This is a genomic window from Burkholderia sp. Ax-1720 (assembly GCF_011753035.1).
Lineage (GTDB): Bacteria > Pseudomonadota > Gammaproteobacteria > Burkholderiales > Burkholderiaceae > Burkholderia > Burkholderia gladioli.
In genome coordinates this window covers 1-25,680 of the sequence record NZ_VWWK01000020.1, presented here as the reverse complement: position 1 = coordinate 25,680, position 25,680 = coordinate 1, and the positions used below count along the sequence as shown (strand labels likewise).

Genomic DNA, 25,680 nt, shown 5'->3' with positions numbered 1-25,680 from the left:
GCATGGTCTCAGCTTGCCTCCACCTGCGTCACGGGCTTCTTCGCTGCAATCTCGAACTCGTAGCATCGGCCGTTCTTGCGACCACGTTCGATGATCGTCGGTGTCTCGAAGCCGGCTTCGACCAGCAGCTTGATCATCGAGTCCGGCGTGAACATGTTGAAGTGAAAGTCGCCGTCGTAGTCCTGTCCGCCGTACAACACTTCTCGCAGGTCATCGTAGGGATACGTGCCATTCGAGTATTCGCGGATCATCGCTTCCGCATCGGGAACGATCGCCTTCAGTTCACCGCCGCCGCGCAGCAGCCCGAAGAAGTAAGGCAGCAGTTCACGGCGCAGTTGCTCCTCGGGGAAATGCTCCAGCAGGTGGGCCGAGAAGATTTCGACCAGTTCGCCCTTGCCGAACGGCAAGCCGTTGACCTCCGACACGATATCCACGCCCGGCAGCGCACGCCGATCGACGTTCAGGTAACCGTCCAGCGGAACGTGACCGCAGCCGATATTCAGGCGGATGCCGTCTCGACGGGCGACTTCCAGCTTGTCCAGCGACAGGATTTCCGCCTTGACCTCGATCGCGTCACCGTCCCGCTGGGTTTCCCGTGCCCCGTAACGCATTTCGAACATCAGTTCGCGACGCACGAATTCGGTCCGGCCGAGCAGATAGTCGATCGACTGGGCGTGGTCGTTCCGGACCGATTCGCCATGCTCCATACGTCCTCGCAAGGACGATACGTCGGACAGCAGCGCATCGAGCTTCGACTTCAGTTCCGCGATATCGCGCGCCTGCCGGCGAAAGTTCATCGGCATCGCTTGCGCGAAATTGTCGATATCGACCTGATGATGATCCGCGGCGGATAGCGCGCGCAACAGCCCCGGCATATGCTCCACCTCGAATACGTGCTGGCGATGGCTCACGCTCACCACCGACTCGCGAATCTGCGGCAGGCGCACGATGCCGACGCCGATATGAATCAATCGGCCGATGACAGGCCAGCTCGCCATTTCCCGGGCAACTCTTCTCAATTGTTCTTTCATCTGGTCACAATGCAATAAAAAAATCCGCTCCATCTCCATCGCCGCCGCCAACAGCGACAGACCCCGACAGGCACGCGCCTCCTTCGCACCGATGTGCGATACACGGCGACCATCCGTTCGTCGGCCTCACCATTACCCGTCCGACAAATTCCTTTCCACGCTCCGTAAAAAATGAAAGATTCCGCATGAACCGCGAACGCCCCGGCGCAGCCGGATCATCCTGCGTAAGGACATGACGCCCCCGTTCGACCAGCCAGCCTGATTCTTCCTCATCGCTCGACGCTGGAAATATATCCTCGCTTCGTGAAATGCTGCCGAATATTCTCGACGAATCGCACGCGAAATTCGCGGATGATTCAAGCCATCCACGAGAAATTCGGGTGGGTGGCGTCGAACAACCGGTGCATCAGAGCAGTCGCAACATGAACGAAGCAAAGCTTGGCAGAACCTTCAGATCTCCGTAACCGCTGATGTGATCTCCATCAAAAAACAGAGGTCGATCACCCTCATATACCGAACACGTTTCGGCAGAGCATAACGACGGCAGCGGGTCCCATGTGTACACGCTCGGCACGGCGGCCTCCAATCGTGAATACGATGCCAGTACCGGCGCCCGCATTTCATCGATTTCGCTCCGGCTGATTGTCGGGCCATGCTCGCAGATGGCATTGTTCCGATTGAACCAGTCGGAGCAACGATAGGGAATCGTCCGGAAAATCGGCGTCGGCGCTTCCAGCACGACCTTGCCGCCGCGATGCTCGATATCCTCCAACACCGGAATGGCGTCCTGGGTCGCCTGCTCCCGCCCCTTGACTGCGTCGCCGCCAAACAACTGCGTTCTCGCGGCCTCATCACCGAAAAACACCCATTGATCGATCATGCGGGGCAAGCGCAGGGACGGCAGAAACACAAGGTCGCCTGGCTGCAGCCTGGTCAGCATGTCCTTCAGTGCCGAATCCCCGTATTGATGACAAACGGGATCGCCGACCTCCCGCCACGGCTGCAGGCTGAGGAATGGACACCCGGCGTTGTTGTACGCATAGACCGTGACACCTGTTTGAACCACAAACTGCTTGAACATGGCCGAGTAGGCCATCGCATGCGAATCACCGATCACGAATACACGGTGCCGACTCTTTTGCGGCAGATCGCAGTTGTTGCGTGCGTAGACCCAGAGATGACCGCCCTGCACGTCTTGCGACGCGACGTCGGCGCGACAGCCGGGGAACTCGGGATTCGTATCGGTTCCGTACGGATACCAGTCATTCGCGTGCCTGGCAACGGTACTGAGCGAGAATCTCGCTTGTGCACCGGCCATCTTCGACGAGGCCCAAGCGCCTCCGAACATCACGCATAGTCCGAGTACCACGACGGCCAGGCGCGGCATGCCGGCCGCCCTCCATCCGTGACGGAACGGCTCCTCGATGAAACGATACGAAGCAATCGCGAGCGCAAAACTCAGCACGACCGCGCCGACCATGGCAAGCGGCGCGTCGAGCCCGGTCGTCCAGCGCAGCACCACGTAGATCGGCCAATGCCACAGGTAGAGCGAGTAGGAAATCCGGCCAATGAAACGAATGGGGGGGCTTTCGAGGATCGTCGAGATCAGGCCCGCATGCTGCCGGCCGTACAGGAATCCCAGCAGTCCGACCGTGCCGGCGACAGGAAGCATCGCGCCGGGAAAAGGGTAATGATCCGACCTGGACACCACGAAACCGGCGATCACGACGAGCAGAGACAGCCAGGCGCCAAGCCTGATGCCGATGGGGGCAGGCGCGCGCGCCGACTCGATCGTCGCGACGAATCCGGAAAGCACGAAGCACTGGTAAAGCAGGACGCCGGCGGCCAACTCCCAGAATCGACCGAAGATGAAATAGAAGGCTTGCGTCTGGTTGGTCTGCCCCAGCCAATGCCCCCACGCCAGCGAGGCACCCAGGCCCGCCGCGATCAGGATCACGGACAGATGGCGCCAGTGCTTGCGTGCGAGCCAGGCCCAGAACAGGAAGGGGAACGCAAGATAGAACTGCTCCTCGACGCCGAGCGACCAGGTATGCGTGTACGGGTTGAATTCGGCTGTCGGCGAAAAATAATCATTGCCGACCGAGCCCAGGATGAAATTGCTCAGGCCGAAGAACGCATACAACCCCGTCTTCTGGCTCTTGTCACTCAGATAGGAGGACGGGATGAAGAGCGCCGAGACGAAACCCGTCACCAGCAGCACCACGATCAGCGCCGGCAGGATCCGCCTCATCCGGCGCGCGTAGAAGATCAGCAGAAGCCGCCAGGGCGATACCGCCCCCAGGTTCCCGACCGAGGCGCTGACCACAAAGCCGGATATGACGAAAAACACGTCGACACCTGAGAACCCGCCGGGAAGCCAGCGCGCGTCAAGGTGAAAAAGCATGACGGACAACACCGCCAACGCGCGCAAGCCGTCGATATACGGGAAATAGGGTGTCTTCTCGTTTGCCATCGTTGGATATGGGAGACAAAGATGCCGCGCCCGCGTCAGCGGGGCTCGTTGCACGCTCGCGAACTCGACAGCCTCAAGTCATCGGCTGCAATTGACGAGATCGACGAATCGTCGAGCAATCTTGTCGGGGGAGAACTGTTCCCCATATTGGGTCGCCCGAGCGGCAAACGCCTCGTAGCTCCCCTCTCCGTTCCCGCGCCACCTCCGCGAAGTCACCATCTCGACCGCCTGGCCAATCTCCGCGGCAAGACCATCGATACTGCCGGTGTCGACCAGCCGCCCGAAGCCGTTGAGTATCGACGGCACATTGGAGTTGTCATACGCGATGACGTGGCACCCGTTCGAAATCGCTTCGACGATCGGCACGCAGAACCCTTCATGATAGGTCGGCAATACGAACAGGTCCGCATCCTGGAGGATCTCGTGCTTGCGCACATCCGAGGCATTCCCGTGAATGCTCGAGGCAATGCGCTCACCGTACCGTTGCGTGAGCGACGCCATCATCGTCTCGATCTGTACCAGCAGCTCAGGATCGGAAAACAGCAGGTTGCCGACCATGTCGAGCATGAGCCGGCACGCCGGATTCGATACCAGGACCTGGTCGAGCGCCATCAACAATTCATGAGGCCCCTTCGACTCGACGAACCGGCCGATGAACGCTATCCGGACGATATCGTCTTCGACACTCGGCTTGCGCGAGGGCGCATGCGAAATCGAGTGGATAGCGAGCGGCAATACCGTGGCAGGCGTATTGATACCTGCCTTGCGCAGCACGTCCAGGTTGGTATCGCTGTCACAGATGACATGATCGGCCCACGCAATATTCGACATCTGCGAAAAGGACCGATCAATCAAGGCACGGTTCTCCGGCTTGACGACCTCACGAGGCGTGACGTTGTGGAATACCACGATGCGCCGTGCTCGGGCAGGAACGATCGGCAGCAGGTCAAACAGGGGATAGTAAATACCGAAGTGAAAAATCACTACATCACTTGCGAGGAAATGCTCGTCGAAAGCGATCTCCGAGATGTCGTTGACCAGCTTCGACGGAATGTCTTCATGTTCACATGCATAGGCGAATAAACGAATGTCATCGACACCGCTCCCACGCAAGGCTCGTATCTCGTCGCGAATATTGTTCGAGATCGCATCGTTCCTTACGCAAACGCCGTTCAGGTATGAAATTTTCATTGCGTGACCGACTCGAGCCGATTGCGAGCCGCCAGCGCGTAAAGTGCAGCACTGTCTGACGCCATGCGCGTGGACGTGAATCGCGCCTCGAACAATCTTTTACCCTCGGCCCCCATGCGTTCACGCAGATCCGGCGAACCGGCGAGCGCCCGGATCGCTTGGGCAAGCGATTTCACATCGCCCGGTACCGCAAGCAAGCCCGAAACATCGGCCGAAATGATTTCCGGCATCCCGCCTGCGTCACATCCGATGACGGGCTTTCCTTCGCGCATCGCTTCGAGAAAGACCAGGCCGAACGACTCGAATCGGCTTGGCGCGACAAACATATCGCATTGCGCATAAGCCGCCCGTACGACGCCTTCCGGAGCCTTGCCTTCGAATACGATACGTTCTCCCAACTCGCGGCCGGCGGCCGATTTGAGGAACGCGTCCTTATAGGTACGTCCATCCGGTCCGGGAAGCGTGTCATCACCGATCAGTCGCACCTTCAGGTTCGGCAGGTCGGGCATGACCTCCGACAGTGCTTCCAGCAGCACGTCAATTCCCTTGCGTGGCTCGAGCCGACCGACGAACAACAGGTTCACGGTATCGGACTTCACCACGGACTTCACCACGGGCTGTTCCTCGTGGATAGCCGTCTTCGCCGCAAGGCCATGCGGGATGAAGACGATCTTGCCCGGATCGAGCTTCAATCCGTACGCGGCCTCGAGTTCGGTCACGATGGCGCGGCTGCCCACGCGCTCCGCATCCGAACGCGTCATCAGTTCGGCCTCCAGGGCGAGCATCGGCTTGCCGAACGATGTCATCCATCCAGCGTCGGCGGCATGCTCGGGATGCGTCTGAAGCCAGACCTGAAGCGTCGTATGCAGTGCGGTAACCACCGGCCACCGGCCGTCGAGCAGGAACGCACAGCCCTCGCAATCCCAGATCGGCCCCTCGACAACGCCGATCTTGCGATGCGATGCGATGCGCTTGACCTCCTCCAGCGCCGTCGCGGACCAGTTCCAGATGTGAGCCGGAATATTGCGCTTGGCCGCAGCCGGCGACGGTGCTATCTCCCTCGTCACGAGACGATGGATCCACGCGCCATTTTCGAAATCCACGCGATTGAAATCCGGGCTCTGCGTGATGACGTGGACGATTCGCCCTTCGGCCCCTAATCCTTCAGCCAGGTCCTTGTTGAAAGTGGCGATTCCCCCGGACTGTGCCGGCGCATAATCGCGCGCGATCAGCACGATCGCATCCTGGTCGAGCGCGCCGAAGGTCTCGAACTTCTTGAATTGGCCGACCACGCGTGCCTGCCTTTCCGCCGTGATCAGTTCGGCATGCCCATGCAGCCCCCGCTCGACGCCCGCGTCCCAGGCTCGGGCACTCTCTTCCTTGAATTTCTCGAGATCGGACGTGTCGAGGCCGCCTTCATCGATATGGGAGCGAATATTGTTCTCGTGCTCTTGCGAGAATTTCCGACTATCATCGAAAATCTCATCCAGCGACAGATACTTGCGGGCATGCTTGAGCGAGAAGTAGACCTTGTTCTTGATGAGCGGATACCGGTATCGCGTAATCCTGAGCTCGTCTCTCACATGGTTCGGCTCAAACTTATCGTGGACATGCGCGTTCGGCAATTGGCGGATGACGTATCCAGCATCGACCAGCCGACAACACAAGTCCGCTTCGTCGAAGTAGCACTCGATCTCCTCGTCGAAACCGCCGACCTCCATCAAAGCCGAACGACGAAACGATGCGTTGATTCCCGGGAGATACGGGAATTCGTAGGATCCTGGAAAACACCGGTGTTCCGCACTTCTCTCGGCAGCCCGGCCGAGATTGCCGAGGCGATCAGCGCTACTGTATTTGTACCGGTATGTATAGCCCGTTTGATCGAACACCAGTCCACCCGCACCACCGATCTCCGGGGCGTCGTAGGCCGCTGCCAGTTGAGTCAACCATTCCGGCTCGGGTATCGCGCCATCGTCGATGAAGGCCACGATGTCGCCTTGCGCCATGCAGATGCCGATATTCCGGGACACCGACACATTGGCGACCGGACAGGTTCCGGCGCGCACGAACGGCTCCCACGATGCAATCACTTCCGCCGACGCGTCGGTCGAGGGACCATTGACCACAATCACTTCGAAATCGCCGGCATAGCGAATCCAGCGAAAACTTTCCAAAGTCTTCTGCAATAATCCGGCACGATTGAGCGTATTTACGACTATCGAAAAGCTCAACATGGGTTACCTCGATCTAGCGGTACATTATTTAATTTAATGATGAAACGTGCGCAGCATGTCGCCGTTCGGCGCATGCATTGCCTCGGCAAGTCGTACTCGTCGACGCCCGGCCCCCCGAGCAGACGACAGACGAGCCGGCCATCGCTTCACGCCGCCGCGGCACGCTTCGCGACGATTTCGAATTCGTAGCAGTTTCCATTGCGACGCCCCGCCTCGATCAACGAGATGTCGACAAACCCTGCTTCCTTCAGGGTCGCCGACATGGATTCAGGCGTGAACATGTTGAAATGGAAATCGCCATCGTAATCCTGGCCGCCGAAGGTCACCTCACGCAGGTAAGCGTACGGATAGTGACCATCGACATAGTTCCGCATCATCGCCTGCGCATCCGGCACGACCGCATGGAACTCGCCACCGGGCTTCAGAAGATCCAGCCAGTACGGCAACAGCTCACGGGTCATCTGTTCCTGCGGGAAATGCTCGAGAAGATGGGCCGAGAAAATCTCCGACAACTCCCCGCTCTTGAACGGCAGTTCGTCGACTTCCGACACGACATCCACACCGGGCAGCGCACGGCGGTCCACGTTCAGGTAGCCGTCCAAGGCGATGTGGCCACAGCCCAGATTGAGCCGCAGCTCCCCTTTGCCGGCCGCAGCAGCCAGCTTCTCCTTCGAAATGACTTCGGCCTTCACCTTGAGCGTATCGTCGTGTTCGACAGGCGACGATGCGCCATAACGCATTTCGAACATCACTTCGCGACGAACGAATTCGACGCGGCCGAGCAGATAGCGCACCGACTCGTCGATGCCATTCAGACGCTCGTTCAACTGCTCGGCAAGCACCTTGGCCTGAGGCGAGTCATCCACGATGTCACCCTGCTGCAAGTTCTCGTGGCCCAAGGCATTGCCTCCCCCGATCAGTGACTTCAGGGTCTTGACGTCGCCATGCAGCCGCCGCAAGGCCACCGGTACCGACCGGACCAGATTGTCGCGATCGTTGTCGAGCATCCGTTGACGATCGTTCAACTCCGACAACGTCCGCAACAACATCGGCAATTGCTCTCTCTCGTACACATCCTGGCGGCGCAGAATCTCGGCGCGGAATTCCGGCAATCGAACGATTGCGACCGCGATGCGCATCAGCCGCCCCACCACCGGCAAGCTCGCAACGGCGCGGACTGCTTTCCTGACTTTTGCCTTCATTTCATTCAACTCTCAAATTTCGCTAAGTGAAGCGCTGCCGCGCTCTCGGCGCAGCGCCCAAGGCGTTATTCCGATGACATCACACGCCGGCATGACGGGCGGCCAACCCAATGCGCTCTCGTGCCGGAGGCACCCAGGCAATCGCTCACCTGGGCGCCGGTCTCAAACCAGCTTCCGGATCTTTCGCGCCGGAACGCCCCCGTACAGCCAGCCGGCTTCGACCTGGCCACAGGTGACCACCGCCCCTGCCGCGATGACGGCGTGGTCGCCTATCGTGCAAGGACCGGCGACAATCGCATTGGACGCAATCCAAACCCCCGACCCGATCACGATGTCGTGCCCGTCGCGAGGGTAGTCATGCCGGGCGGACAACTTCTCCGTTACCGGATGCGTTCCCGTGATCAGGCTGACGTTATGACCGAAGAACGTCTGATCGCCGATCACGATGCTTCCCGACGACACGTTCATCAATGTATTGACCAGTTGGACGCCCTCTCCCAACTTGACGCGATCCCACTCGCCGCCGAACAGGACCGGTGTCGTGACAAGTCCTCGGGCAATGGCCGGCGTCATGCGCCCGGCGAGACTTTCGATGAGAGCATCGGACGCCAACAGGTCGGCCGACTGCCTCGCCGCCACCTGCCGCGCGATCCGGTCCGCGAATTCCGGCGACCGCTCCAGCCGGGCCGCCACGCGCTCGATCACGGCCTCGACCAGGCGATCACGGATTTTTGTCCTCAAACGCTGAAACATGCGAAGGTCCAGGTGATAGGCACAACTGGTCAGTCCAGCGATTGCATCGAGACTGCGTAATCTATGTGCACGACGCCCCACAGATCGCGCTTCCCGGCTTCGTCTGGAAACCGCACGGCAAAGCGGGCACCACCCACGCAGTAATCGATCACGTTCATGACCAGACTCTGCCCGCGGTTTTCCGGATGCTCGGTGGTCACGCCAATGCCAGCGATCAGACCGTATTCACCCGGGCACAGCGGATTCTCGAACGAGAACTCGATCATGTGCTGGATGTGCGGCGCCGCTTCCGACGGAGACACGCCCTGCACCTCCGAGCTGAAATGCAGGATCTGCCGGCCCGAGGAGTCCGTGATGCCGAGCGCCAGCGAACAGCGCTGCTGCGTCGGGGATTCGACATGGAAGAACACCCGAACGCGCATGGTCTTTTCGATGTCGACCGTATCGCATTCGTTGCCTTCCGGATCGATCACGCTGATATCGTCGATCCGGATCTCGCCGGTGCCGGTACGCAGCGGTTCGACACGGGATGAAAAGGCGCTGGTACGCGCCTTGTCCGGACGCGAGCCCGCGCCGCTCGCCGATGCGTCACCGTTGGTCCCATTGCCTGCTGCCACCGCCGTGTCGACCGTCGGCTCATCGCCCTCGTCCGCCGCCGTCGCACCAATCCCGGCGCGCACCATCCGGCTGAACACTTCGCTCTGGTAGGCGGCACCGACATCCTTCGAACTGCCGATCTGGCGAACCCGCCCTTTATCGAGCCACAGGCCCCGATTGCACAGCGCGCGAATCGAATCCGCCGCGTGCGTGACGTAGATGAAGGTCGTGCCCTCGTCGAGCATCGTGCGGATCTTGTGCAGGCACTTGTTCTGAAAATACGCGTCGCCGACGCTCAGCGCCTCGTCGACGATCAGGATGTCGGGCTGCACGTAGACCGCGCAGGCAAAGCCCAGCCGGACCGCCATCCCGCTGCTGTAGGTCTTGACCGGATGATCGACCGCGTCCCCGAGTTCGCTGAAGCGGATGATCTCGGGCTGCGCGGCCAGGGCCTGCTCCTGGTGGATGCCGTGCAGCATGCAGAACTGGATGATGTTCTCGCGGCCCGACAGTTCGGGATTGAAGCCGGCGCCCAGCTCCAGCAGCGCGGATACGCGGCCGGACACATTCACCTGCCCGATGCTCGGATTCAGCACGCCGGCCAGAATCTTCAGCAGCGTGCTCTTGCCGCTGCCGTTTTCGCCGACCACGCCGAACCTGTCGCCCCGCTCGAGCGAGAAGGACACCTGGTCCAGCGCCCTCGTCTCGCGAAAGTATTGCCGCTTGCCCGCCGACATCAGCTCCAGCAGGCGATGTCGCGGCGAGGAATAGGAACGGTAGATCTTGCTGATGTTGTCCAGCTCGATGATTTTCGAGCGATCTTGTGTCGACATGAGCTAACTCTTCAGCCTTAAAGAACGTCCGCGAAGCCGGGCTTCAGCTTGCGGAAAATGTACGCGCCGATCGCGACCGTCACGGCGGCCACGACAACGAGCACGCCGATGTATTCCCAATTGAAGGGAATACCCGGGAAAACGGACTGCCGCGAGGCCTCGACCATGTAGTAGAACGGATTGAGCGTCATCACGATGTTGCGCATCCAGATCATGCGCGACGAATCGACGACGGCGGCCGGATACAGGATCGGCGTGAGCCAGAAGATGATGTTGGTGCACAGCGGAACGACCGGCACCATGTCGGGCACGTAGACGGAGATGGCCGAGATCGCGTACGCGAAACCGATGGAAATCGCCAGCGAGAGCGCCCAGATCACCGGGAACATCCAGATCATCGTGCCCGGCACGACCCCCTTGATGATCAGCAGGCCGATCACGAACACGAAGATGATGCCCTGGCTGATCAGCGCGGACATCAGCGGAATCAGCGGCAGGACCCAGACCGGAAACGAGATCTTGCTGATCAGGTAGCTGTACTCGCGCAAGATGCCGGTGCTGCGCCCGGTGACCTCGGTAAACACCGTCCACAGCGAGAACGGGACGAAATAGAACAGCGCGAACGGAATGTCACCGTACTGCGAGCCCATTCGTCCACGCATCAGGATCGAGAACACGACCACGTTGATCAGCGAATAGAGCAGCGGCACGCCGACGTTCCACGCCGTGCCCGCGTATGAACTCGCGTAGCGATTCTTCAGGTCCCGCTTTGCCAGCATCCATGCCAGCCTCAGCGAGCTCGCGGCCGAGTGTTGTGATTTTTCCTGCATCGATTTTTCAATACCTGATTAAATGGGGTCTCGTCGTCCACGGACTCGACGGCCAAGCGCCGCGTCGCGCATGCGACGAGACACACGAAAGCGCCTATCTCGTCCTCGGCGCAAGCATCGACGCGCTGACCGCAACCCGGTCTTGCCGCCGATCGCCGGCACATGCGTGCCGCGTCGAGAGGGGTGATGGCATTGATGTCTCCTGGACAGGACCGGCGCGATCCCTGCTCGCGAAGCCCGACGAAACAGGGTTTCGGCCCGCGCCTGGCGGGCGCACCGGCGTCATTTTATCAGTCCGTCCCGATCGACCGACCGCTCGGTAGCCAATCCGCGCACCATCCCGCCGAGCCGCGCGGACATCTCGTCCCATGAGCGGGCGCGGATCCAGGCGGCCTGCGCGTCGGCCTTGCTGCCGAGCAGGGCCGGGTCGGCCAGCAATTCGCCCAGCCCGAGCGCGATCGATTGCGCGTCGGTCCCGGCGAAACGATGCACCAGTTCGCCGAGATCGTCGAAGATCGGGATCGGCGTGCAGGCAACCGGACGATTGGCGGCAAGGCCGTATCGGACCGCGCCGCTCGCGGATTCGGCCGTGTCCTGGTAGGCGAACACGATCAGGTCCGCGGCGTCCAGGTAGGCGAAGCTCTCCCGATCCGGCAGGAAGTCGGTGATCATGCGCACCCGCTCGCCGAGCTCCAGGGCCTTGATCCGCTTTTGGCAGCGCTCGGCCACCGCCTCGGAATCCGCGACCGGATAGAGCGCGTTCACCATCAGCAGCCGCGCCTGCGGCAGATCCTGCGAAAGCAGCGCAAAGCCCTCGATGACCTCCTCCAGGCCCTTGTGCGGCAGCAGGAAACCATAGGTCGCGATCACCGGCGCATCGGCCGGGATATCCAGCGCCGCCCGGCTCGCCAGGCGATCCGAGGCGACGCGCGCATGCACGCCGTGCGGGAACAGCGTGGCGTTATCCGCCAGGCCGAGCATGCGCAGCCGGTTCAGGTCATCGACACCGTGCACCAGCAGGCGATCGGCGAGGCGCAGCGTGTCGGCGATCTCCGATAGCGAGGCGCGGTATTCCGGCGTGTCGACATCCTTGGTGGCATGGAAGGTAATGACGATCGGAATCGCCCGAGAATGCGCATACTCGACCAGCAGGGCCGTCGACGCCATGCTGAAGAAACCGTAGTTATGCTGAAGTACGATCGCCTCGGGTGCGCATCGATCGAGCGCGGCGATCAGTTCGTCGACCCGGCCACGCTGGTCGGTCCAGCAACGGGTCACCTCGGGGCCGTCCGCCACCACCACGGCAGGATCGCGCGACGCCAGGATGCGCACGTCGAACTGCGCCGGATCGAGACCGCTGAGCAGGAACGACGAATAGGTCGCGATCCCGCACTTGGTATTCCACGAGGAGATCCATGCCAGGCGCGTGCGACCCGAAGCGGCCGGCTCGATGCGGCGCACCTCGGTGTCCAGGGCCGCGATGCGCGCCGCGCAGCGGTCCCAGGTCAACTCGGCCTTGACCAGCGCCGCGGCGCGCCCGGTCTTCTCCAGCCGCTGCTCCGGGGTCGCTGCCCGCACCGCCTGCAACTGCGCGACCAGGCTGTCCACGGACGGCTCGGCCCAGACCGAATCGAACAGGCCGAGATGCGACCGGGCACGTTCGAAGCGGTAATCGACCAACCACGCCGTCTCGTCGGTGCAGAAGTCCGCCTGGCCGCCGAACGCGGTGGTGATCACCGGCAGCCCGAACCACATCGCCTCGCCCATCGGCAGACCGAAACCCTCGCCCCGGGTCGGCGCCACGAAGGCATCGCAGCGCTGATAGAGATCGACGATCTCGCCCGCGTCGAGGTCGGCGTCGATCAGGACGATCTCGGCGCAGTCGGGATGGCGTCGACGCAGCGCGGCGATCTGTTCGGCCACCGTGTTGTGGGGATTCGGGAAGGTCTTGATGACCAGCGAAACCTCGTCGCGCGAACTGAACGCGCGCGCGAACGCCTCGAGCAGCACGTCGACGCCCTTGCGCGGGAAACACGAGGACACGTGCAGGAAGCGGAAACCCTTGCCGAGCGGGCCGCGATACTCGCGGCGCGGCGTGCGCGCGACGTGATCGACGCCCAGGCCGACGTTCGCGATCGCGCCGGCAAAACCGTTGTCGCGCGCGACCTTCGCCACGAACGTCGAGATCGCGGCGACACCGTCGAGATTCTCGTTGAACGACGCGATCCACGCGGCGGGCAGCTCCGACTCCTCCCAGGCGAAATGCAGGAAGTTGACCTGCCCGTCCATGTCGTTCACGCGCGGCGGATAGAGATCGCGAATCACCACATCGGCACCGCTGCGCTTGCTGCCGCGCGCGGCGAGCGCCGGCAGCCCCGCGATCGCCGCGATCCGCTGCGGGTCGGGAACATAGTCGCCGGGACCTTCGGTCGCGAACAGGCCGACTTCGCCGGGATGGGCCCGATCGAGCGCGAATGCCAGTTCGCGGTTCACCAGCGCGAGGCTGTACGAGGTCTCGAACGGTCCCTCGACCTGGTAGCGCGGCGCGGAGCTGATCTGGTCCGCCGGATCCGCTTCGATCGGATCGGGAATCTCGATACCCTGCTGGCGCAGGAAGTGCTGCAATTGCTCGAGCAGCGCGGGACGCTCGAACTGCCGAACCCGCTTGCGCTGCTCGGCCACCACGGCGCGACGCAGGGCATGATCCTCCATCAACACGCGCACCAGGGAGGCCACCGCTCGCGGATGCTTGTCGTGCACCAGCAGGCCGGCGCCGCCCAGGGTCGATTCGATATTGCTGCTCGCATAGGCGATCACCGGCAGGTCGAAGCTCATCGCCTCGATCAACGGCACGCCGAAGCCCTCGTGATCGCTCAGGCACAGGAACAGGGAAGCGGCGCGATACCAGCCATACAGATCGGCATCGGACACCTTCCCCGCGAAGCGGACGATCTCGCCAAGATCGAGCTCGTCGATCAGCTTGCGCAGCTCGAGGTAATAAGGCTCCTCCTCGCCGTATCCGCCGACGAAGACGAACTGGAACGGGCCCGGCAGGATCGCGCGCAACTGGGCCGCCGCCTCGACCAGGTCGCGATGCGCCTTGTTCGGCGACACACGCCCGACGAACAGCACCGTCGGGATCTGGGACTGCTCCTGGACCAGCGCATCGTTCCACGGCGCCATGCGCACGCGCTGCGCATCGACCAGCAGCGGGATCGTCTCGACCTTGTCGTAGCCGCGCTCGCGAAGCTCCTCGGCGTTGAGGTTGGACACCGCGATGGCGGCCGCGAAGTGCTCGCGGAACGTGTCGAGCTGCGCACGTCCCTTGACCGAGTAATGCCGGAACGGCGAGCGCTCGTCGAAGAACGATTCCGGCGTGATGTTGTGATAGACCAGGAAGGTCGTGCCGGGAAGGCCGAGGATCCATTCGTCCTGGTCATGGCCCATCGAGTGATGCAGCAGCATCACGTCGTCGACGGATCCTGCATACTCGCGGAAATACCGGACGCTGCCGGTCAGTTCCGGCGCGACGTGCTCGGCAAATATTTCGGACTGGAAACCGAGTTCGCGCAGCATCGCCTGGATCATCAGCATGCTGTTGGTCACCGCGTCCGCGATCGCGCTGCCGGAGTGAAACTGGTTGATCGCGCGCACGCGCCTCGGACGCGCGCCCTGCGATGCGTCCTTCGTGTCGTGCGTGCCTGGTACTGCGCTAGAGGGGGAAGCCACGGCGGCTGTTGCTCCGTTCTGCATAATATTCTGGCCGGGATGCCGAGCCGGTACGCTCACCGCTGCGTGGCGGCGCCATCGGGATCGGTGCTTGCACAGATCTCGGTCAGCCGCGCGGCAAGCTTGCCGGCATCCACGCCGGCCACCCGTGTATCGAGCAAGCGCTCGATGGTCGCGTGATCGCAGCGCGGCACGCGTGCCGCCATTCGCTCGGCGTAATTCCGGCGCGAAATGCCACCTTCCTTCCAGCGCGTCACCGAAATGGTCTGCGTGCCGGCAAAGCGCGGCGCCGCGAGATGCGCGACGCGTGCCCAGATCCCGGGATGATTGTCGCGCACCCAGAACGCCAGCTTGCGTGCGAGCGTGCTCCGGCGCGCCGTCTCGCGCAGCAGCGTCGTGCCGCGGCGCTTGAGCACCGCCCACGACGGATCGCGCGCGAACCTGAGCGCCGATCTCGAAACGCGCACGCCGCCGCGCAAGGGCGCCGTGATCCGCCACGAGCCGCTCGACAGGACATCGCCCAACTGCCGCTCGGCGGCATCCGCGCGGGTTCGCGCCGCCGACGCTTCATAGCCGGCGCGCCGCATCTGCAAAGTCGCCTCGCGTGCCTGGGCATGCGCCTTCGCGAGTTCCGCCTCGAGTTCGATGACGCGCGCGGACAGCTCGTCGGCACCGTGGGACGCTGCCGGCCGCGCATCGGCGGCCGGATGTCGATTGCTTGAATCCATGGGTACTACATTACTCTTCATATTGAGTCGGCCAAACCGACGTCTTCTCTCATGCCCTGCTCACGAACCGGCAGGATCGGTGCCGGCATCGAGACGCCGGCAACAGGCCTGCAATGCGTCGCGCCAATCCGGCGCGTTTACGCCGAACACACGTTCGAGCTTCGTGTTCGACAGCCGCGAGTTACGCGGCCGCGCGGCCGGCGTCGGGTACTGCTCCGATGGAATCGCCACCACCGACGGCCGGCGGGCCAGCCGGCTGGTCGAGAATATCGCCTCGGCGAATCCCGCCCAGCTGGTACTGCCGCTCGCCGTCATGTGGTAAAGCCCGGCGTGCGCCGCCCACCATGCGGCATCGTCGCGCCGCTCGGCCAGCAGTTGCGCCGCGATCCGCGCGCTCAGCTCGGCCAGCGTTTCCGACCAGGTCGGCGCGCCGACCTGGTCCGCCACGACACGCAGGCTGTCGTGCTTCTCCGCCAGCGCGCGCATGGTCAGCAGGAAGTTCCTGCCGCGCGTGCCGTACACCCAGCTGGTACGAAACACCAGCTGCCTGCCGCCGACCGCGGCGATCGCCTGCTCGCCGGCCAGCTTGGTCCTGCCGTAGACGCTCAACGGCCCGGTCGGATCGGTCTCGAGATACGGTTCGTCCTTGCTGCCGTCGAACACGTAGTCGGTCGAATAGTGAATCAGGATCGCGCCCGCCCGCTTCGCCTCCTCGGCAATCACGCCGGGCGCCTCGCCATTGATGCGCATCGCGAGATCCGGCTCGCTCTCGGCCTTGTCCACCGCGGTATAGGCGGCGGGGTTGACGATCAGGTCCGGCTGCATATCGCGAATCGTGCCGCGCAGCCGGTCGAGATCCGACAGATCGACGAGCGAGCGGTCCGCCGCCACCACCTCGCCATGCGGCGCCAGCGTTCGCACTAGCTCGAAGCCGAGCTGGCCGTTGGCCCCGGTCACCAGAATGCGCGGTCGAGCCCCGGTCGCGGCCGTCATGCCGGCGCCTTCATGCATACACCTGGGCCTGTGCCAGGCTCAGGCCTGCCGCATCCTTCGCGGCCAGCATCGGCTCGCCGTCGAACGGCCATTCGATGCCGATCTCGGGATCGTTCCAGCGAATGCAGCGCTCGTGCTCCGGATACCAGTAGTCGGTGGTCTTGTAGAGGAACTGCGCCGCCTCGGACAAGGTCAGGAAACCATGCGCGAAGCCCGGCGGCACCCACATCTGCCGCTGGTTCTCGGCCGACAGCACATAACCCGTCCATTGCCCGAATCGCGGCGAATCGCGCCGGATGTCAACCGCGACATCGAATACGCTGCCCTCGACCACGCGCACCAGCTTGCCCTGCGCATGCTCGATCTGGTAATGCAGCCCGCGCAGCACGCCACGCGCCGAGCGCGAATGATTGTCCTGCAGGAACACCACGCCAGGCGCGACCTGTTCCTCGAATTCGCGCGCGTTGAAGCTTTCGAAGAAATAGCCGCGTGCGTCGCCGAACACCTTCGGCTCGATGATCTTGACTTCCGGCAGTGCCGTTGCGCTTACTTGGATTGCCATGCCACCTGTTCCGTCAGGAGATTCTTCAGATACTGGCCGTAGGCGTTCTTGGCGAGCGGCTGCGCCAGCTTGAGTACCTGCTCGCCATCGATCCAGCCATGCCGGTAGGCGATTTCCTCGGGACAGGCCACCACCAGCCCCTGGCGTTTCTGCAGCGTCGCGATGAAGGTGGCGGCCTCGATCAGCGAATCGTGCGTGCCGGTGTCGAGCCACGCATAACCGCGACCCATGATCTCGACGTCGAGCCGGCCGAGCTCGAGATAGCGCGAATTCACGTCGGTGATCTCGAGTTCGCCTCGCGCCGAGGGCTTGATGTCGGCGGCGATGTCGCAGACCTGCCTGTCATAGAAATACAGCCCGGTGACCGCATAGTTCGAGCGCGGTTTCGCCGGCTTTTCCTCGATCGACAGCGCGCGGAAATCCGCATCGAACTCGACCACGCCGTAGCGCTCGGGATCCTGCACGTGATAGGCGAACACGGTCGCGCCGTCGGCGCGCTGGTCGGCATGCCGGAGGTGCCTGACCAGGTCGTGGCCGTAGAAGATGTTGTCGCCGAGGATCAGCGTCGACGGATCGCCGCCGATGAACTCGCGGCCGATCAGGAAGGCCTGGGCGAGGCCGTCGGGAGACGGCTGCACCGCGTAACGGATATTCATGCCCCACTGCGCGCCGTCGCCGAGCATGGCTTCGAAGCGCGGCGTGTCCTGCGGCGTCGAGATGATCAGCACATCGCGAATACCCGCGATCATCAGGGTCGACAGCGGGTAGTAGATCATCGGCTTGTCGTAGACCGGCAGCAACTGCTTCGACACCGCGTGCGTGATCGGGTACAGACGCGTGCCGGAGCCGCCGGCCAGGATGATGCCCTTGCGTGCCATGGTTTCGTTCCTCGTCACGCGCGCTGCGCGTAGTTCATCTCGACCCAATTGCGATACTCGCCCGAGGCAACCTCGGCCGCCCAAGCCTGGTTGTCGAGATACCAGCGCACCGTCTTCGCCATGCCGGTCTCGAAGGTCTCGGCCGGCTTCCAGCCGAGCTCGCGCTCGAGCTTGCGCGCATCGATCGCATAGCGGCGGTCGTGGCCGGGGCGATCGGTGACGAAGCTGACCTGCTCGCGATACGAACCGGCCGCCCTGGGCCTCAGCTCATCGAGCAGGTCGCACAGCACATGCACCACGTCGAGATTCTTCTTCTCGTTCCAGCCGCCCACGTTGTAGGTCTCGCCGGGCACGCCGCGCGCAAGCACCTCGCGGATCGCCGAGCAATGGTCGCCGACATAGAGCCAGTCGCGCACGTTCTGGCCGTCGCCGTAGACCGGCAGCGGCTTGCCGGCCAGCGCATTGGCGATCATCAGGGGGATCAGCTTCTCGGGGAACTGGTACGGGCCGTAGTTGTTCGAGCAGTTGGTGGTCAGTACCGGCAGGCCGTAGGTGTGGAAATAGGCGCGCACCAGGTGGTCGGAGCCGGCCTTGGTCGCCGAATACGGGCTGTTGGGCGCATACGGCGTGGTTTCCGAGAACTGCGGATCGGTAGCCGAGAGCGAGCCGAACACCTCGTCGGTGGACACATGCAGGAAGCGGAACGCGGCCTTCGCGCCGGCGTCGAGCGTGTTCCAGTACTGGCGGGCCGCCTCGAGCAGGGTGAAGGTGCCGACCACGTTGGTCTGCACGAAATCGGCGGGACCGTGTATCGACCGGTCCACATGGCTTTCGGCCGCGAAATGGAGGATCGCGCGCGGACGATGCTCCGCCAGCAGCGCATCGATGGCCGCCCGATCGCAGATATCGACACGGCTGAACACATGATTCGGATCGTCTTGCAGCGACTTCAGCGTACCCAGGTTACCGGCGTACGTGAGCTTGTCGATATTCAGCACCGGCTCGTCCGACTGCGCGAACCAGTCCAGCACGAAATTGGCGCCGATAAAACCGGCGCCGCCCGTCACCAAGATCATGGGATCCCTTTTGTCGAAAAACGAAGTGTGATCAGCCGCTCGCGACGACGCGCGCCAGCTCCCCGGAATGCGCATCATGAATACGTGCGCGTGTCTGTTATGCCTGGCTGTCGAAGACAAACCATGTCGCCACTACCCCACAAGACCGCGATTATACGGCCAGTTGAGTCCGGGAAAACACGGCTCTAACATCTTGCAACAGCTTGACAAATGTTAGAAGACACCAGTTTTTGGTTTATTTTTCTCAAAAGTCGGGTTATCCGGATATTTTTTACTCGTGACACGGCTGTGACGACGAGCCACGCGCCTGTGATACCGTGTGTGCAGCCTGCAAAGCCCTGTTAAATCGCACCACATCCATCCCGCAATGACCTCTGCCCCCGGCCCCGTGCCGATCGCCATCGGCGACCTCCAGGGTTGCCACGCCCCCCTCGTCGAGTTGCTGTCCCGCCTGGCGCCCTCCGACGACACCCCGCTCTGGTTCGCCGGCGATCTCGTCAACCGCGGCCCGGCCTCGCTGGCCACGCTGCGCGAGGTGATCGCGCTGGGCGAGCGGCGCGTGGCCGTGCTCGGCAACCACGACCTGCACCTGCTGGCCGCCGCGGCCGGCATCCGCCAGTTGAAGGCGGGCGACACGCTTGCCGAGATCCTGGAGGCGCCCGATGCCGAAGCCCTGCTCGAGTGGGTCCGCCAGCGGCCCTTCGCGCATTTCGAGCACGGCAAGCTGATGGTGCATGCGGGGCTGTTGCCGCAATGGGATGTCACGCTCGCGCTCGAACTCGCCGACGAGCTGCAGCGCGCGCTGCGCGCGCCCGACTGGCGCGAGACGCTGCGCGGCCTGTACGGCAACGAGCCGAATCAGTGGAAGGCAGGATTGTCGAAGCCGGAGCGGCTGCGCGTGGCCTTCAACGCCTTCACGCGGATCCGCTTCTGCACGCCGGACGGCGCCATGGAGTTTCGCGGCAACGGCGGCCCCGATTCGGCGCCGGAAGGTCATCTGCCCTGGTTCGACGTTCCCGGGCGGCGCAGCGCCGACGTGACCGTGGTGTTCGGCCACTGGGCCGCGCTCGGGCTGATGCTGCGCGACAACCTGGTCGCGCTCGATTCGGGCTGCGTGTGGGGCAATCGCCTGTCGGCCGTCGAGCTGAGCGACGATCCGGCCGCGCGACGCGTCACGCAGGTGGCCTGCGAGCGCTGCGGTTCAGGCAAGGACTGAGGAAGGAGGGGCGCCGGACACGGCGCCTCGCGCGTGATTGGATCGCGCGAGGCGAGGCGCATCGATGCCGCCCCGACCTCGCGCTGCCCGATCGGGCTTCAGGCGTCGCGACGCGCGACCGGCTCGGTCTCGCCCGCGGCATTCGCCGCCACCGTGGACGCCACGGCGGCCTCGGCGGTCTCGGTCGAGGCGCTCGGCGCGGCGGCTGCCTCGCCCCCCCCCGGCACTTCATCGATCGCCAGTTGCGCGAGCGCCTCGGCGCTCGGCCGCCCGCACCCGGCCTGCATCTCGGCCAGCGCATCGGCCACCGCCGCGCGAGCCCGCGCCGACAGCCCGCGCCGATCCTCACCCGCCTCGATCGGCGCGCCCACGTAGAGATGCGCGACCAGCGGCCGGTCGCGCAGCACGCGATCGAGCGACTTGCCCAGCGACATCTTGCCGGTATAGGCGGGCGCCAGCGACTGCCTGCCCTGCCCGTCCTCGTACATGATGCAGACCGGCTGCACCGGGCTGCCGGCCTCGACGGCGGCCTGGAACAGGTTGGCATGGAAGGGCAGCAGCTCGAGCCCGTTCGAGGTGGTGCCCTCGGGGAACACGCACATCAGCTCGCCGCCGCGCAGCCGCTCGGCCAGCTCGTGCATGATGCGCTTGGCCTCGCTGCGCTTCTCGCGCTGCAGGAAGATGGTGCCGAGCTTCTCGGCCAGCCAGCCCACCACCGGCCATTGCCGCACCTCGGCCTTCGAGACGAAGGGCGTCGGCCGCCAGGCATTGATCACGTAGATGTCCAGCCAGGACACGTGGTTGCCGATCACCAGCGCCCCCGCGTCGAGCCGCGCCTCGTCGTGATGCACGACCAGGCGCATGCCGCACAGTGCCAGCATCTTCAGGGTCCAGCGACGCGTGAGTTCCTGCCGGCGCGCCGGGCTCGCCCCGCCGAACCGCAGGGCGATGGTCGCCATGCCGTGCAGCAGGTGCACGATCAGGCGCAGCTTGCGCAACGCTTTCATGATGCCCGCCCCGCTCAGCGACGCTCGAAGGCGACCTGGCCGGCGACGAGGGTCGCGCGCACCCGGGCCGGCAGCTCGTAGCCGAGGAACGGCGAATTGTGGCCCTGGCTCTTCAGGGCACTCGGCTCGACCTGCCAGTGCGCGGCCGGATCGAACACCACCAGGTCGGCCACGCCGCCCGGCACGAGGCGCCCGGCCGGCAGCTTCAGCACGTCGGCCGCGCCGGCGGTGATGCGGTTCAACGCGCGCGCCAGCGGCAGCCCGGCCTCCTGGGCCCACTTGACGGTCAGCGACAGCAGCAGCTCCAGGCCGGTCGCGCCGGGCGTGGCCTCGGCGAAGGGCAGCAGCTTCTCGTCGTCGTCGACGGGGGTGTGGTCGGAGCAGATCGCGTCGATCGTGCCGTCCTCGACGGCCGCGCGGATCGCGGCGCGGTCGCGCTCGGCGCGCAGCGGCGGATCGAGGCGGAACTGCGCGTCGAAGTAGCCGATGTCGAGGTCGATCAGGTGCAGGTGGTTGGCGCTGACGTCGCAGGTGATCGGCAGGCCCTCGGCCTTGGCCTGGCGCACCAGCTCGATGCCGGCCGCCGAGGACAGGCGCGCGATGTGCACGCGCGCGCCGGTCACGCGCACCAGCTCGCAGAGCGTGTGCAGGGCGATCGTCTCGGCCGAGACCGGCACGCCCGACAAGCCCAGCCGCGAGGCGAGCGGCCCGCTGGCGGCGACCCCGCCCTTGGCGAGGAAGGCGTCCACCGGGCGCAGCCAGACCGTGTAGCCGTAGGTGCTCGCGTACTGCAGCGCGCGCAGCAGCACCTGGGTGTCGCGGATCGGCACGTTGGCCTGGGTGAAGCCGATGCAGCCCGATTCGGTCAGCTCGACCATCTCGGTGATCACCTCGCCCTTCAGGCCGACCGTCAGCGCGCCCAGCGGATAGACGTGCGCCTGGTGCAGCTTGCTCGCGCGGAACTTCAGCATCTCGACCAGGCCCGGCTCGTCGAGCACCGGGTCGGTATCGGGCTGGCAGACCAGGCTGGTGACGCCGCCGGCCACCGCCGCGGCCATCTCCGATTCGAGCGTGGCCTTGTGCTCGTAGCCGGGCTCGCGCAGCCGCGCCGAGAGGTCGACCAGGCCGGGCGCGACGATCAGGCCGCTCGCGTCGATGGTCCTGGCCGCGTGGAAATCGGCCGGCGCCGCGCCGATCGCGACCACCTTGCCGGCGGCGATGAACACGTCGGCCTGTTGTTCGGTGCCGGCGACCGGATCGACCAGCGTGCCGCCCTTGATATGAATCTTCATGTGCTGCCTGCGAATGCGTTGGATGCGTTGAATTCGATGGCCGGCCGGCGTGGCGCCGGGCCGCGCCGGTCAGTCGCTGTTGCCCGCGACGATGCCCATCACGGCCATGCGGACCGCGATGCCGAAGGTGACCTGGTTGAGGATCACCGACTGCGGGCCGTCGGCCACCTGCGAGTCGATCTCGACGCCGCGGTTCATCGGGCCCGGGTGCATCACGATCGCGTCGGGCGCGGCCAGCGCGAGACGCTCGGGCGTGAGGCCCCAGCTCTTGAAGTACTCCTGCGCCGAGGGCAGCAGCGCGCCGCTCATGCGTTCGTTCTGCAGGCGCAGCATGATGATCACGTCGACGCCCTTCAGGCCTTCGTCGAGGTTGTGATAGACCTTCACGCCCATCTGCTCGAGCCCGCCAGGCAGCAGCGTGCGCGGGCCGATCGCGCGGATCTCGGGCACCCCGAGCGTGGTCAGCGCGTGGATGTCGGAGCGCGCCACGCGCGAGTGCAGGATGTCGCCGACGATCGCCACGCGCAGCTGCGTGAAGTCGCGCTTGTAGTGGCGAATCGTGTACATGTCGAGCAGGCCCTGGGTCGGGTGCGCATGGCGCCCGTCGCCGGCATTGATCACGTGCACGTGTGGCGCGCAGTGCTCGGCGATCAGGTAGGGCGCGCCGCTCGAGGCATGGCGCACCACGAACAGGTCGGCGTGCATCGCCGAGAGGTTGTTGATGGTGTCGAGCAGCGACTCGCCCTTGCTGGTCGAGGAGGCGTTGATGTTGAGGTTCAGCACGTCGGCCGACAGGCGCGTGGCGGCGATCTCGAAGGTGGTGCGGGTGCGCGTCGAATTCTCGAAGAACAGGTTGAACACCGACTTGCCGCGCAGCAGCGGCACCTTCTTCACCTCGCGGTCCGTCACGCTGACGAACTGCTCCGCGGTATCGAGGATGTGCGTGACGATCGACTTGGGCAGGCCCTCGATCGACAGCAGATGCTTGAGCTCGCCGTTCTTCGTGAGCTGCGGGTTGCCCTTCAGGAAGCCGGGGCGGAAGCGTTGGGCGGGCGCGGCCGCGGCTTGGGCGCCGCTGCGGCCGGAGGTGTCGGTGGTCATGGTGTACGTGAATCCAAGGTGTTGCCGGGGCAGCGCCCGCGCGCGAACACGCGCGGCGGGCGCCGGTTGAGGCGCGCTCAGTGGGCGCGCGCCTCGAGTTCGAACGTGAAATGGAGGTCGGCGTCGTGGGCCAGCACCAGGGTCGCCTCGGCCGGCACCTCGAGCGTGCCGCCCACGAAGCGCGCCGCCACCGGCAGCTCGCGCCCGCCGCGATCGGCCAGCGCCGCGAGCTCGACCGCGGCGGGCCGGCCGTAGTCGTACAGCTCGTTGAGGGCCGCGCGCACGGTGCGGCCGGTGTACAGCACGTCGTCGACCAGCAGGATGCGGCGGCCTTCCACCGCGAACGGCAGCGAGGTCGGGCTCGCCTGGCTGTGCAGGCCCTTCTTGGCATAGTCGTCGCGATGCAGCGCCACGTTGACCACGCCGAAGCCCGGCGCCTTCAGGTCGCGCGCCAGCCGTTCGGCCAGCCAGGCGCCGCCGCTGTGGATGCCGGCGATCGCCGGGCCGTCGCTGGCCGCGAAGGCGGCGTCGCCGTAGGCGCCGCGGATCTGGTCGAGCAGCGCGCGGTAGAGCGCTTCGGCGTCAATGGAACTCATGATGGTCGGGCAACTGGTCGAGATAGTGTTGAAGGATCACGCGGGCGGCCTCGGCGTCGATGGCCGCATCGGCCTTCGCGCCGCGCGCGCGCAAACCGGCGCGCGCCTCGACCGACGAATAGCGCTCGTCGATCCAGCTCACGGGAAGGTTGAAGCGGCCGTTCAGTTGGTTGCCGAAGCGCTTGGCCTGCTGCGTCATCTCGTGCGGCGTGCCGTCCGGGTGCATCGGCAGGCCGACCACCAGCGCGTCCGGCCGCCATTCGGCGATCAGCGCGCCGACGGCCTCGAAACGATATTCGCGATTCAGGTTGGACACGATGACGAGCGCGCGCGCCGTGCGCGTCAGCGTATTGCCGACGGCCACGCCGATGCGCTTCTCGCCATAATCGAACGCGAGCAGGGTGGCCTCGCGCGCGGGGACACCGCTCATGCGTGGCCCGCCTCGCCCGAGAGCATCGTCGAGGACACGCCGAGCAGGCCGAGCGCGGCCTCGAAGCGCTCCTCGGCCGGCGTGTCGAACACCACGCGCGGATCGGCGGCCACCGTCAGCCAGCCGTTCTTGGAGATCTCGTCCTCGAGCTGGCCCGCGCCCCAGCCGGCATGGCCGAGCGTGAGCAGGAAGCGCTTCGGCCCGCTGCCCGAGGCGACCGCCTCCAGCACGTCCTTGGAGGTGGTCATCTCCAGGCCGCCCTCCACCGTCATCGAGGAGCTGTAGCTGCTGCCCTCCACCGGCTCGTGCAGCACGAAGCCGCGCTCGGTCTGGACCGGGCCGCCGAAATAGACGGGGATATGCAGGAGAGGCTCGATCTCGAGCTTGAGGTCGATGCGATTGAACAGCGATTCGAGGTCGATGTCGGTGGGACGATTGATGACGAGGCCCAACGCACCGCGTTCGCTGTGATCGCAAAGGTAGACCACCGTTCCCGAGAAGGTCGGATCCGACATGCTCGGCATCGCGATCAGGAACTGGTTGGTGAGATTGATGCGATCGGAACTCTTTGACATGGTTTGAATTTTAGCAAAGACCTCGCGGCGGGACGCAGCCCGCGAGGGTCGATAAGACGGATCACGTCGCACTCTATCACGCGAGCGGGGCCGGTCGGCAGGCTGGGTGCGAGGCCGGGACGACGCGCCGGGCACGGGCGCAGTCACAAAATGGCCATTGTCCGCGATGTGTTCGAATCGGTTGTGAAACTCGGCCAGATGGCCGCAAACCGATGCGAATGACAGACCGGGCGAGCTGATGGGGTCCGACGCGATCGAGCCACAGCGCGCCGGGCCGGTTTGGCTCGGCGGGCGCCTCAGGGCCGCGCCGCCTCGAGCGAGGCGCCCAGGGCCGCGCGCGCGGCCGCCAGGTC

General features: G+C 64.6%; 21 protein-coding genes. 1 reads left to right on the top strand and 20 read right to left on the bottom strand.

From position 1 onward, the window contains the following. Positions 1-8: 8 nt before the first annotated feature. From F3J18_RS09210 to rfbB, 14 genes are all read right to left on the bottom strand, one after another. On the bottom strand, positions 9-1,031 hold the full coding sequence (locus tag F3J18_RS09210) for a hypothetical protein (RefSeq protein WP_152554383.1): 1,023 nt from the start codon (positions 1,029-1,031) through the stop codon (positions 9-11). 406 nt (positions 1,032-1,437) lie between these two features. Next, a complete protein-coding gene (locus tag F3J18_RS09205; protein WP_025098749.1) occupies positions 1,438-3,504 on the bottom strand; it encodes an acyltransferase family protein in 2,067 nt (688 codons plus the stop codon). 78 nt (positions 3,505-3,582) lie between these two features. Continuing rightward, on the bottom strand, positions 3,583-4,695 hold the full coding sequence (locus tag F3J18_RS09200; RefSeq protein WP_084152487.1) for a glycosyltransferase family 4 protein: 1,113 nt from the start codon (positions 4,693-4,695) through the stop codon (positions 3,583-3,585). Next, the gene (locus tag F3J18_RS09195) at positions 4,692-6,929 is read right to left on the bottom strand and encodes a glycosyltransferase (protein ID WP_166912623.1); all 2,238 of its coding nucleotides are present in this window, start codon (positions 6,927-6,929) and stop codon (positions 4,692-4,694) included. The genes F3J18_RS09200 and F3J18_RS09195 overlap by 4 nt, the downstream gene beginning before the upstream one ends. A 146-nt stretch (positions 6,930-7,075) precedes the next feature. Next, positions 7,076-8,131, bottom strand: a complete 1,056-nt coding sequence (locus F3J18_RS09190; protein WP_166912622.1) for a hypothetical protein — start codon at positions 8,129-8,131, stop codon at positions 7,076-7,078. A 162-nt stretch (positions 8,132-8,293) separates the two neighbouring features. Then, positions 8,294-8,884 carry an acyltransferase gene (locus F3J18_RS09185; protein ID WP_051598273.1) on the bottom strand — a complete coding sequence of 197 codons (591 nt, stop codon included), beginning with the start codon at positions 8,882-8,884 and terminating at the stop codon, positions 8,294-8,296. A 29-nt stretch (positions 8,885-8,913) separates the two neighbouring features. Then, on the bottom strand, positions 8,914-10,314 hold the full coding sequence (locus F3J18_RS09180; RefSeq protein WP_025098745.1) for an ABC transporter ATP-binding protein: 1,401 nt from the start codon (positions 10,312-10,314) through the stop codon (positions 8,914-8,916). Between the two features lie 17 nt (positions 10,315-10,331). Further along, positions 10,332-11,093 (bottom strand): ABC transporter permease, encoded by a 762-nt coding sequence (locus F3J18_RS09175; protein WP_160293419.1) that lies wholly within the window; start codon positions 11,091-11,093, stop codon positions 10,332-10,334. 333 nt (positions 11,094-11,426) lie between these two features. Beyond that, entirely contained in the window at positions 11,427-14,933 is a 3,507-nt protein-coding gene (locus F3J18_RS09170) for a glycosyltransferase (RefSeq protein WP_166912621.1), read from the bottom strand. Beyond that, the gene (locus F3J18_RS09165; protein ID WP_166912620.1) at positions 14,930-15,601 is read right to left on the bottom strand and encodes a hypothetical protein; all 672 of its coding nucleotides are present in this window, start codon (positions 15,599-15,601) and stop codon (positions 14,930-14,932) included. The genes F3J18_RS09170 and F3J18_RS09165 overlap by 4 nt, the downstream gene beginning before the upstream one ends. A 60-nt stretch (positions 15,602-15,661) precedes the next feature. After that, entirely contained in the window at positions 15,662-16,594 is a 933-nt protein-coding gene (gene rfbD, locus F3J18_RS09160) for a dTDP-4-dehydrorhamnose reductase (RefSeq protein ID WP_025098741.1), read from the bottom strand. A gap of 10 nt (positions 16,595-16,604) precedes the next feature. After that, on the bottom strand, positions 16,605-17,156 hold the full coding sequence (rfbC, locus tag F3J18_RS09155; protein ID WP_025098740.1) for a dTDP-4-dehydrorhamnose 3,5-epimerase: 552 nt from the start codon (positions 17,154-17,156) through the stop codon (positions 16,605-16,607). Next, positions 17,141-18,034: a glucose-1-phosphate thymidylyltransferase RfbA gene (gene rfbA / locus F3J18_RS09150; protein ID WP_025098739.1), complete on the bottom strand. Its 894-nt coding sequence runs from the start codon at positions 18,032-18,034 to the stop codon at positions 17,141-17,143. Before rfbA ends, rfbC begins: the two co-directional genes overlap by 16 nt. Before the next feature lie 14 nt (positions 18,035-18,048). Then, entirely contained in the window at positions 18,049-19,110 is a 1,062-nt protein-coding gene (gene rfbB / locus F3J18_RS09145) for a dTDP-glucose 4,6-dehydratase (RefSeq protein WP_025098738.1), read from the bottom strand. Positions 19,111-19,477: 367 nt separating this feature from the next. Here rfbB and F3J18_RS09140 point away from each other — a divergent pair, with 367 nt between their 5' ends. Next, on the top strand, positions 19,478-20,326 hold the full coding sequence (locus F3J18_RS09140; RefSeq protein WP_025098737.1) for a symmetrical bis(5'-nucleosyl)-tetraphosphatase: 849 nt from the start codon (positions 19,478-19,480) through the stop codon (positions 20,324-20,326). A gap of 98 nt (positions 20,327-20,424) precedes the next feature. Here F3J18_RS09140 and F3J18_RS09135 read toward each other — a convergent pair whose 3' ends face one another. The 6 genes from F3J18_RS09135 to F3J18_RS09110 form a co-directional block, all read right to left on the bottom strand. Next, positions 20,425-21,333, bottom strand: a complete 909-nt coding sequence (locus F3J18_RS09135; protein ID WP_166912619.1) for a lysophospholipid acyltransferase family protein — start codon at positions 21,331-21,333, stop codon at positions 20,425-20,427. Positions 21,334-21,347: 14 nt separating this feature from the next. Then, entirely contained in the window at positions 21,348-22,625 is a 1,278-nt protein-coding gene (locus F3J18_RS09130; protein WP_025098735.1) for a dihydroorotase, read from the bottom strand. 69 nt (positions 22,626-22,694) lie between these two features. Continuing rightward, positions 22,695-23,726 carry an aspartate carbamoyltransferase catalytic subunit gene (locus F3J18_RS09125; RefSeq protein WP_013696825.1) on the bottom strand — a complete coding sequence of 344 codons (1,032 nt, stop codon included), beginning with the start codon at positions 23,724-23,726 and terminating at the stop codon, positions 22,695-22,697. Between the two features lie 77 nt (positions 23,727-23,803). Beyond that, positions 23,804-24,322, bottom strand: a complete 519-nt coding sequence (gene pyrR / locus F3J18_RS09120) for a bifunctional pyr operon transcriptional regulator/uracil phosphoribosyltransferase PyrR (protein ID WP_025098734.1) — start codon at positions 24,320-24,322, stop codon at positions 23,804-23,806. Next, the gene (gene ruvX, locus F3J18_RS09115; RefSeq protein WP_025098733.1) at positions 24,309-24,752 is read right to left on the bottom strand and encodes a Holliday junction resolvase RuvX; all 444 of its coding nucleotides are present in this window, start codon (positions 24,750-24,752) and stop codon (positions 24,309-24,311) included. The genes pyrR and ruvX overlap by 14 nt, the downstream gene beginning before the upstream one ends. After that, complete coding sequence (locus tag F3J18_RS09110) at positions 24,749-25,327, bottom strand: YqgE/AlgH family protein (RefSeq protein WP_013696822.1); 579 nt, start codon at positions 25,325-25,327, stop codon at positions 24,749-24,751. The genes ruvX and F3J18_RS09110 overlap by 4 nt, the downstream gene beginning before the upstream one ends. Positions 25,328-25,680 lie beyond the last annotated feature (353 nt).

Excerpts from the sequence above, each read along its gene's own strand:
- F3J18_RS09135 (WP_166912619.1), bottom strand. The coding sequence starts at position 21,333 with ATGAAAGCGTTGCGCAAGCTGCGCCTGATCGTGCACCTGCTGCACGGC.
- rfbB (WP_025098738.1), bottom strand. The coding sequence starts at position 19,110 with ATGATCTTGGTGACGGGCGGCGCCGGTTTTATCGGCGCCAATTTCGTG.
- rfbD (WP_025098741.1), bottom strand. The coding sequence starts at position 16,594 with ATGACGGCCGCGACCGGGGCTCGACCGCGCATTCTGGTGACCGGGGCC.
- F3J18_RS09165 (WP_166912620.1), bottom strand. The coding sequence starts at position 15,601 with ATGGATTCAAGCAATCGACATCCGGCCGCCGATGCGCGGCCGGCAGCG.
- F3J18_RS09175 (WP_160293419.1), bottom strand. The coding sequence starts at position 11,093 with ATGCTGGCAAAGCGGGACCTGAAGAATCGCTACGCGAGTTCATACGCG.
- F3J18_RS09185 (WP_051598273.1), bottom strand. The coding sequence starts at position 8,884 with ATGTTTCAGCGTTTGAGGACAAAAATCCGTGATCGCCTGGTCGAGGCC.
- F3J18_RS09130 (WP_025098735.1), bottom strand. The coding sequence starts at position 22,625 with ATGAAGATTCATATCAAGGGCGGCACGCTGGTCGATCCGGTCGCCGGC.
- pyrR (WP_025098734.1), bottom strand. The coding sequence starts at position 24,322 with ATGAGTTCCATTGACGCCGAAGCGCTCTACCGCGCGCTGCTCGACCAG.
- F3J18_RS09205 (WP_025098749.1), bottom strand. The coding sequence starts at position 3,504 with ATGGCAAACGAGAAGACACCCTATTTCCCGTATATCGACGGCTTGCGC.
- F3J18_RS09180 (WP_025098745.1), bottom strand. The coding sequence starts at position 10,314 with ATGTCGACACAAGATCGCTCGAAAATCATCGAGCTGGACAACATCAGC.
- rfbA (WP_025098739.1), bottom strand. The coding sequence starts at position 18,034 with ATGGCACGCAAGGGCATCATCCTGGCCGGCGGCTCCGGCACGCGTCTG.
- F3J18_RS09190 (WP_166912622.1), bottom strand. The coding sequence starts at position 8,131 with ATGAAGGCAAAAGTCAGGAAAGCAGTCCGCGCCGTTGCGAGCTTGCCG.
- F3J18_RS09195 (WP_166912623.1), bottom strand. The coding sequence starts at position 6,929 with ATGTTGAGCTTTTCGATAGTCGTAAATACGCTCAATCGTGCCGGATTA.
- F3J18_RS09125 (WP_013696825.1), bottom strand. The coding sequence starts at position 23,726 with ATGACCACCGACACCTCCGGCCGCAGCGGCGCCCAAGCCGCGGCCGCG.
- F3J18_RS09140 (WP_025098737.1), top strand. The coding sequence starts at position 19,478 with ATGACCTCTGCCCCCGGCCCCGTGCCGATCGCCATCGGCGACCTCCAG.
- F3J18_RS09200 (WP_084152487.1), bottom strand. The coding sequence starts at position 4,695 with ATGAAAATTTCATACCTGAACGGCGTTTGCGTAAGGAACGATGCGATC.
- ruvX (WP_025098733.1), bottom strand. The coding sequence starts at position 24,752 with ATGAGCGGTGTCCCCGCGCGCGAGGCCACCCTGCTCGCGTTCGATTAT.
- F3J18_RS09210 (WP_152554383.1), bottom strand. The coding sequence starts at position 1,031 with ATGAAAGAACAATTGAGAAGAGTTGCCCGGGAAATGGCGAGCTGGCCT.
- F3J18_RS09110 (WP_013696822.1), bottom strand. The coding sequence starts at position 25,327 with ATGTCAAAGAGTTCCGATCGCATCAATCTCACCAACCAGTTCCTGATC.
- rfbC (WP_025098740.1), bottom strand. The coding sequence starts at position 17,156 with ATGGCAATCCAAGTAAGCGCAACGGCACTGCCGGAAGTCAAGATCATC.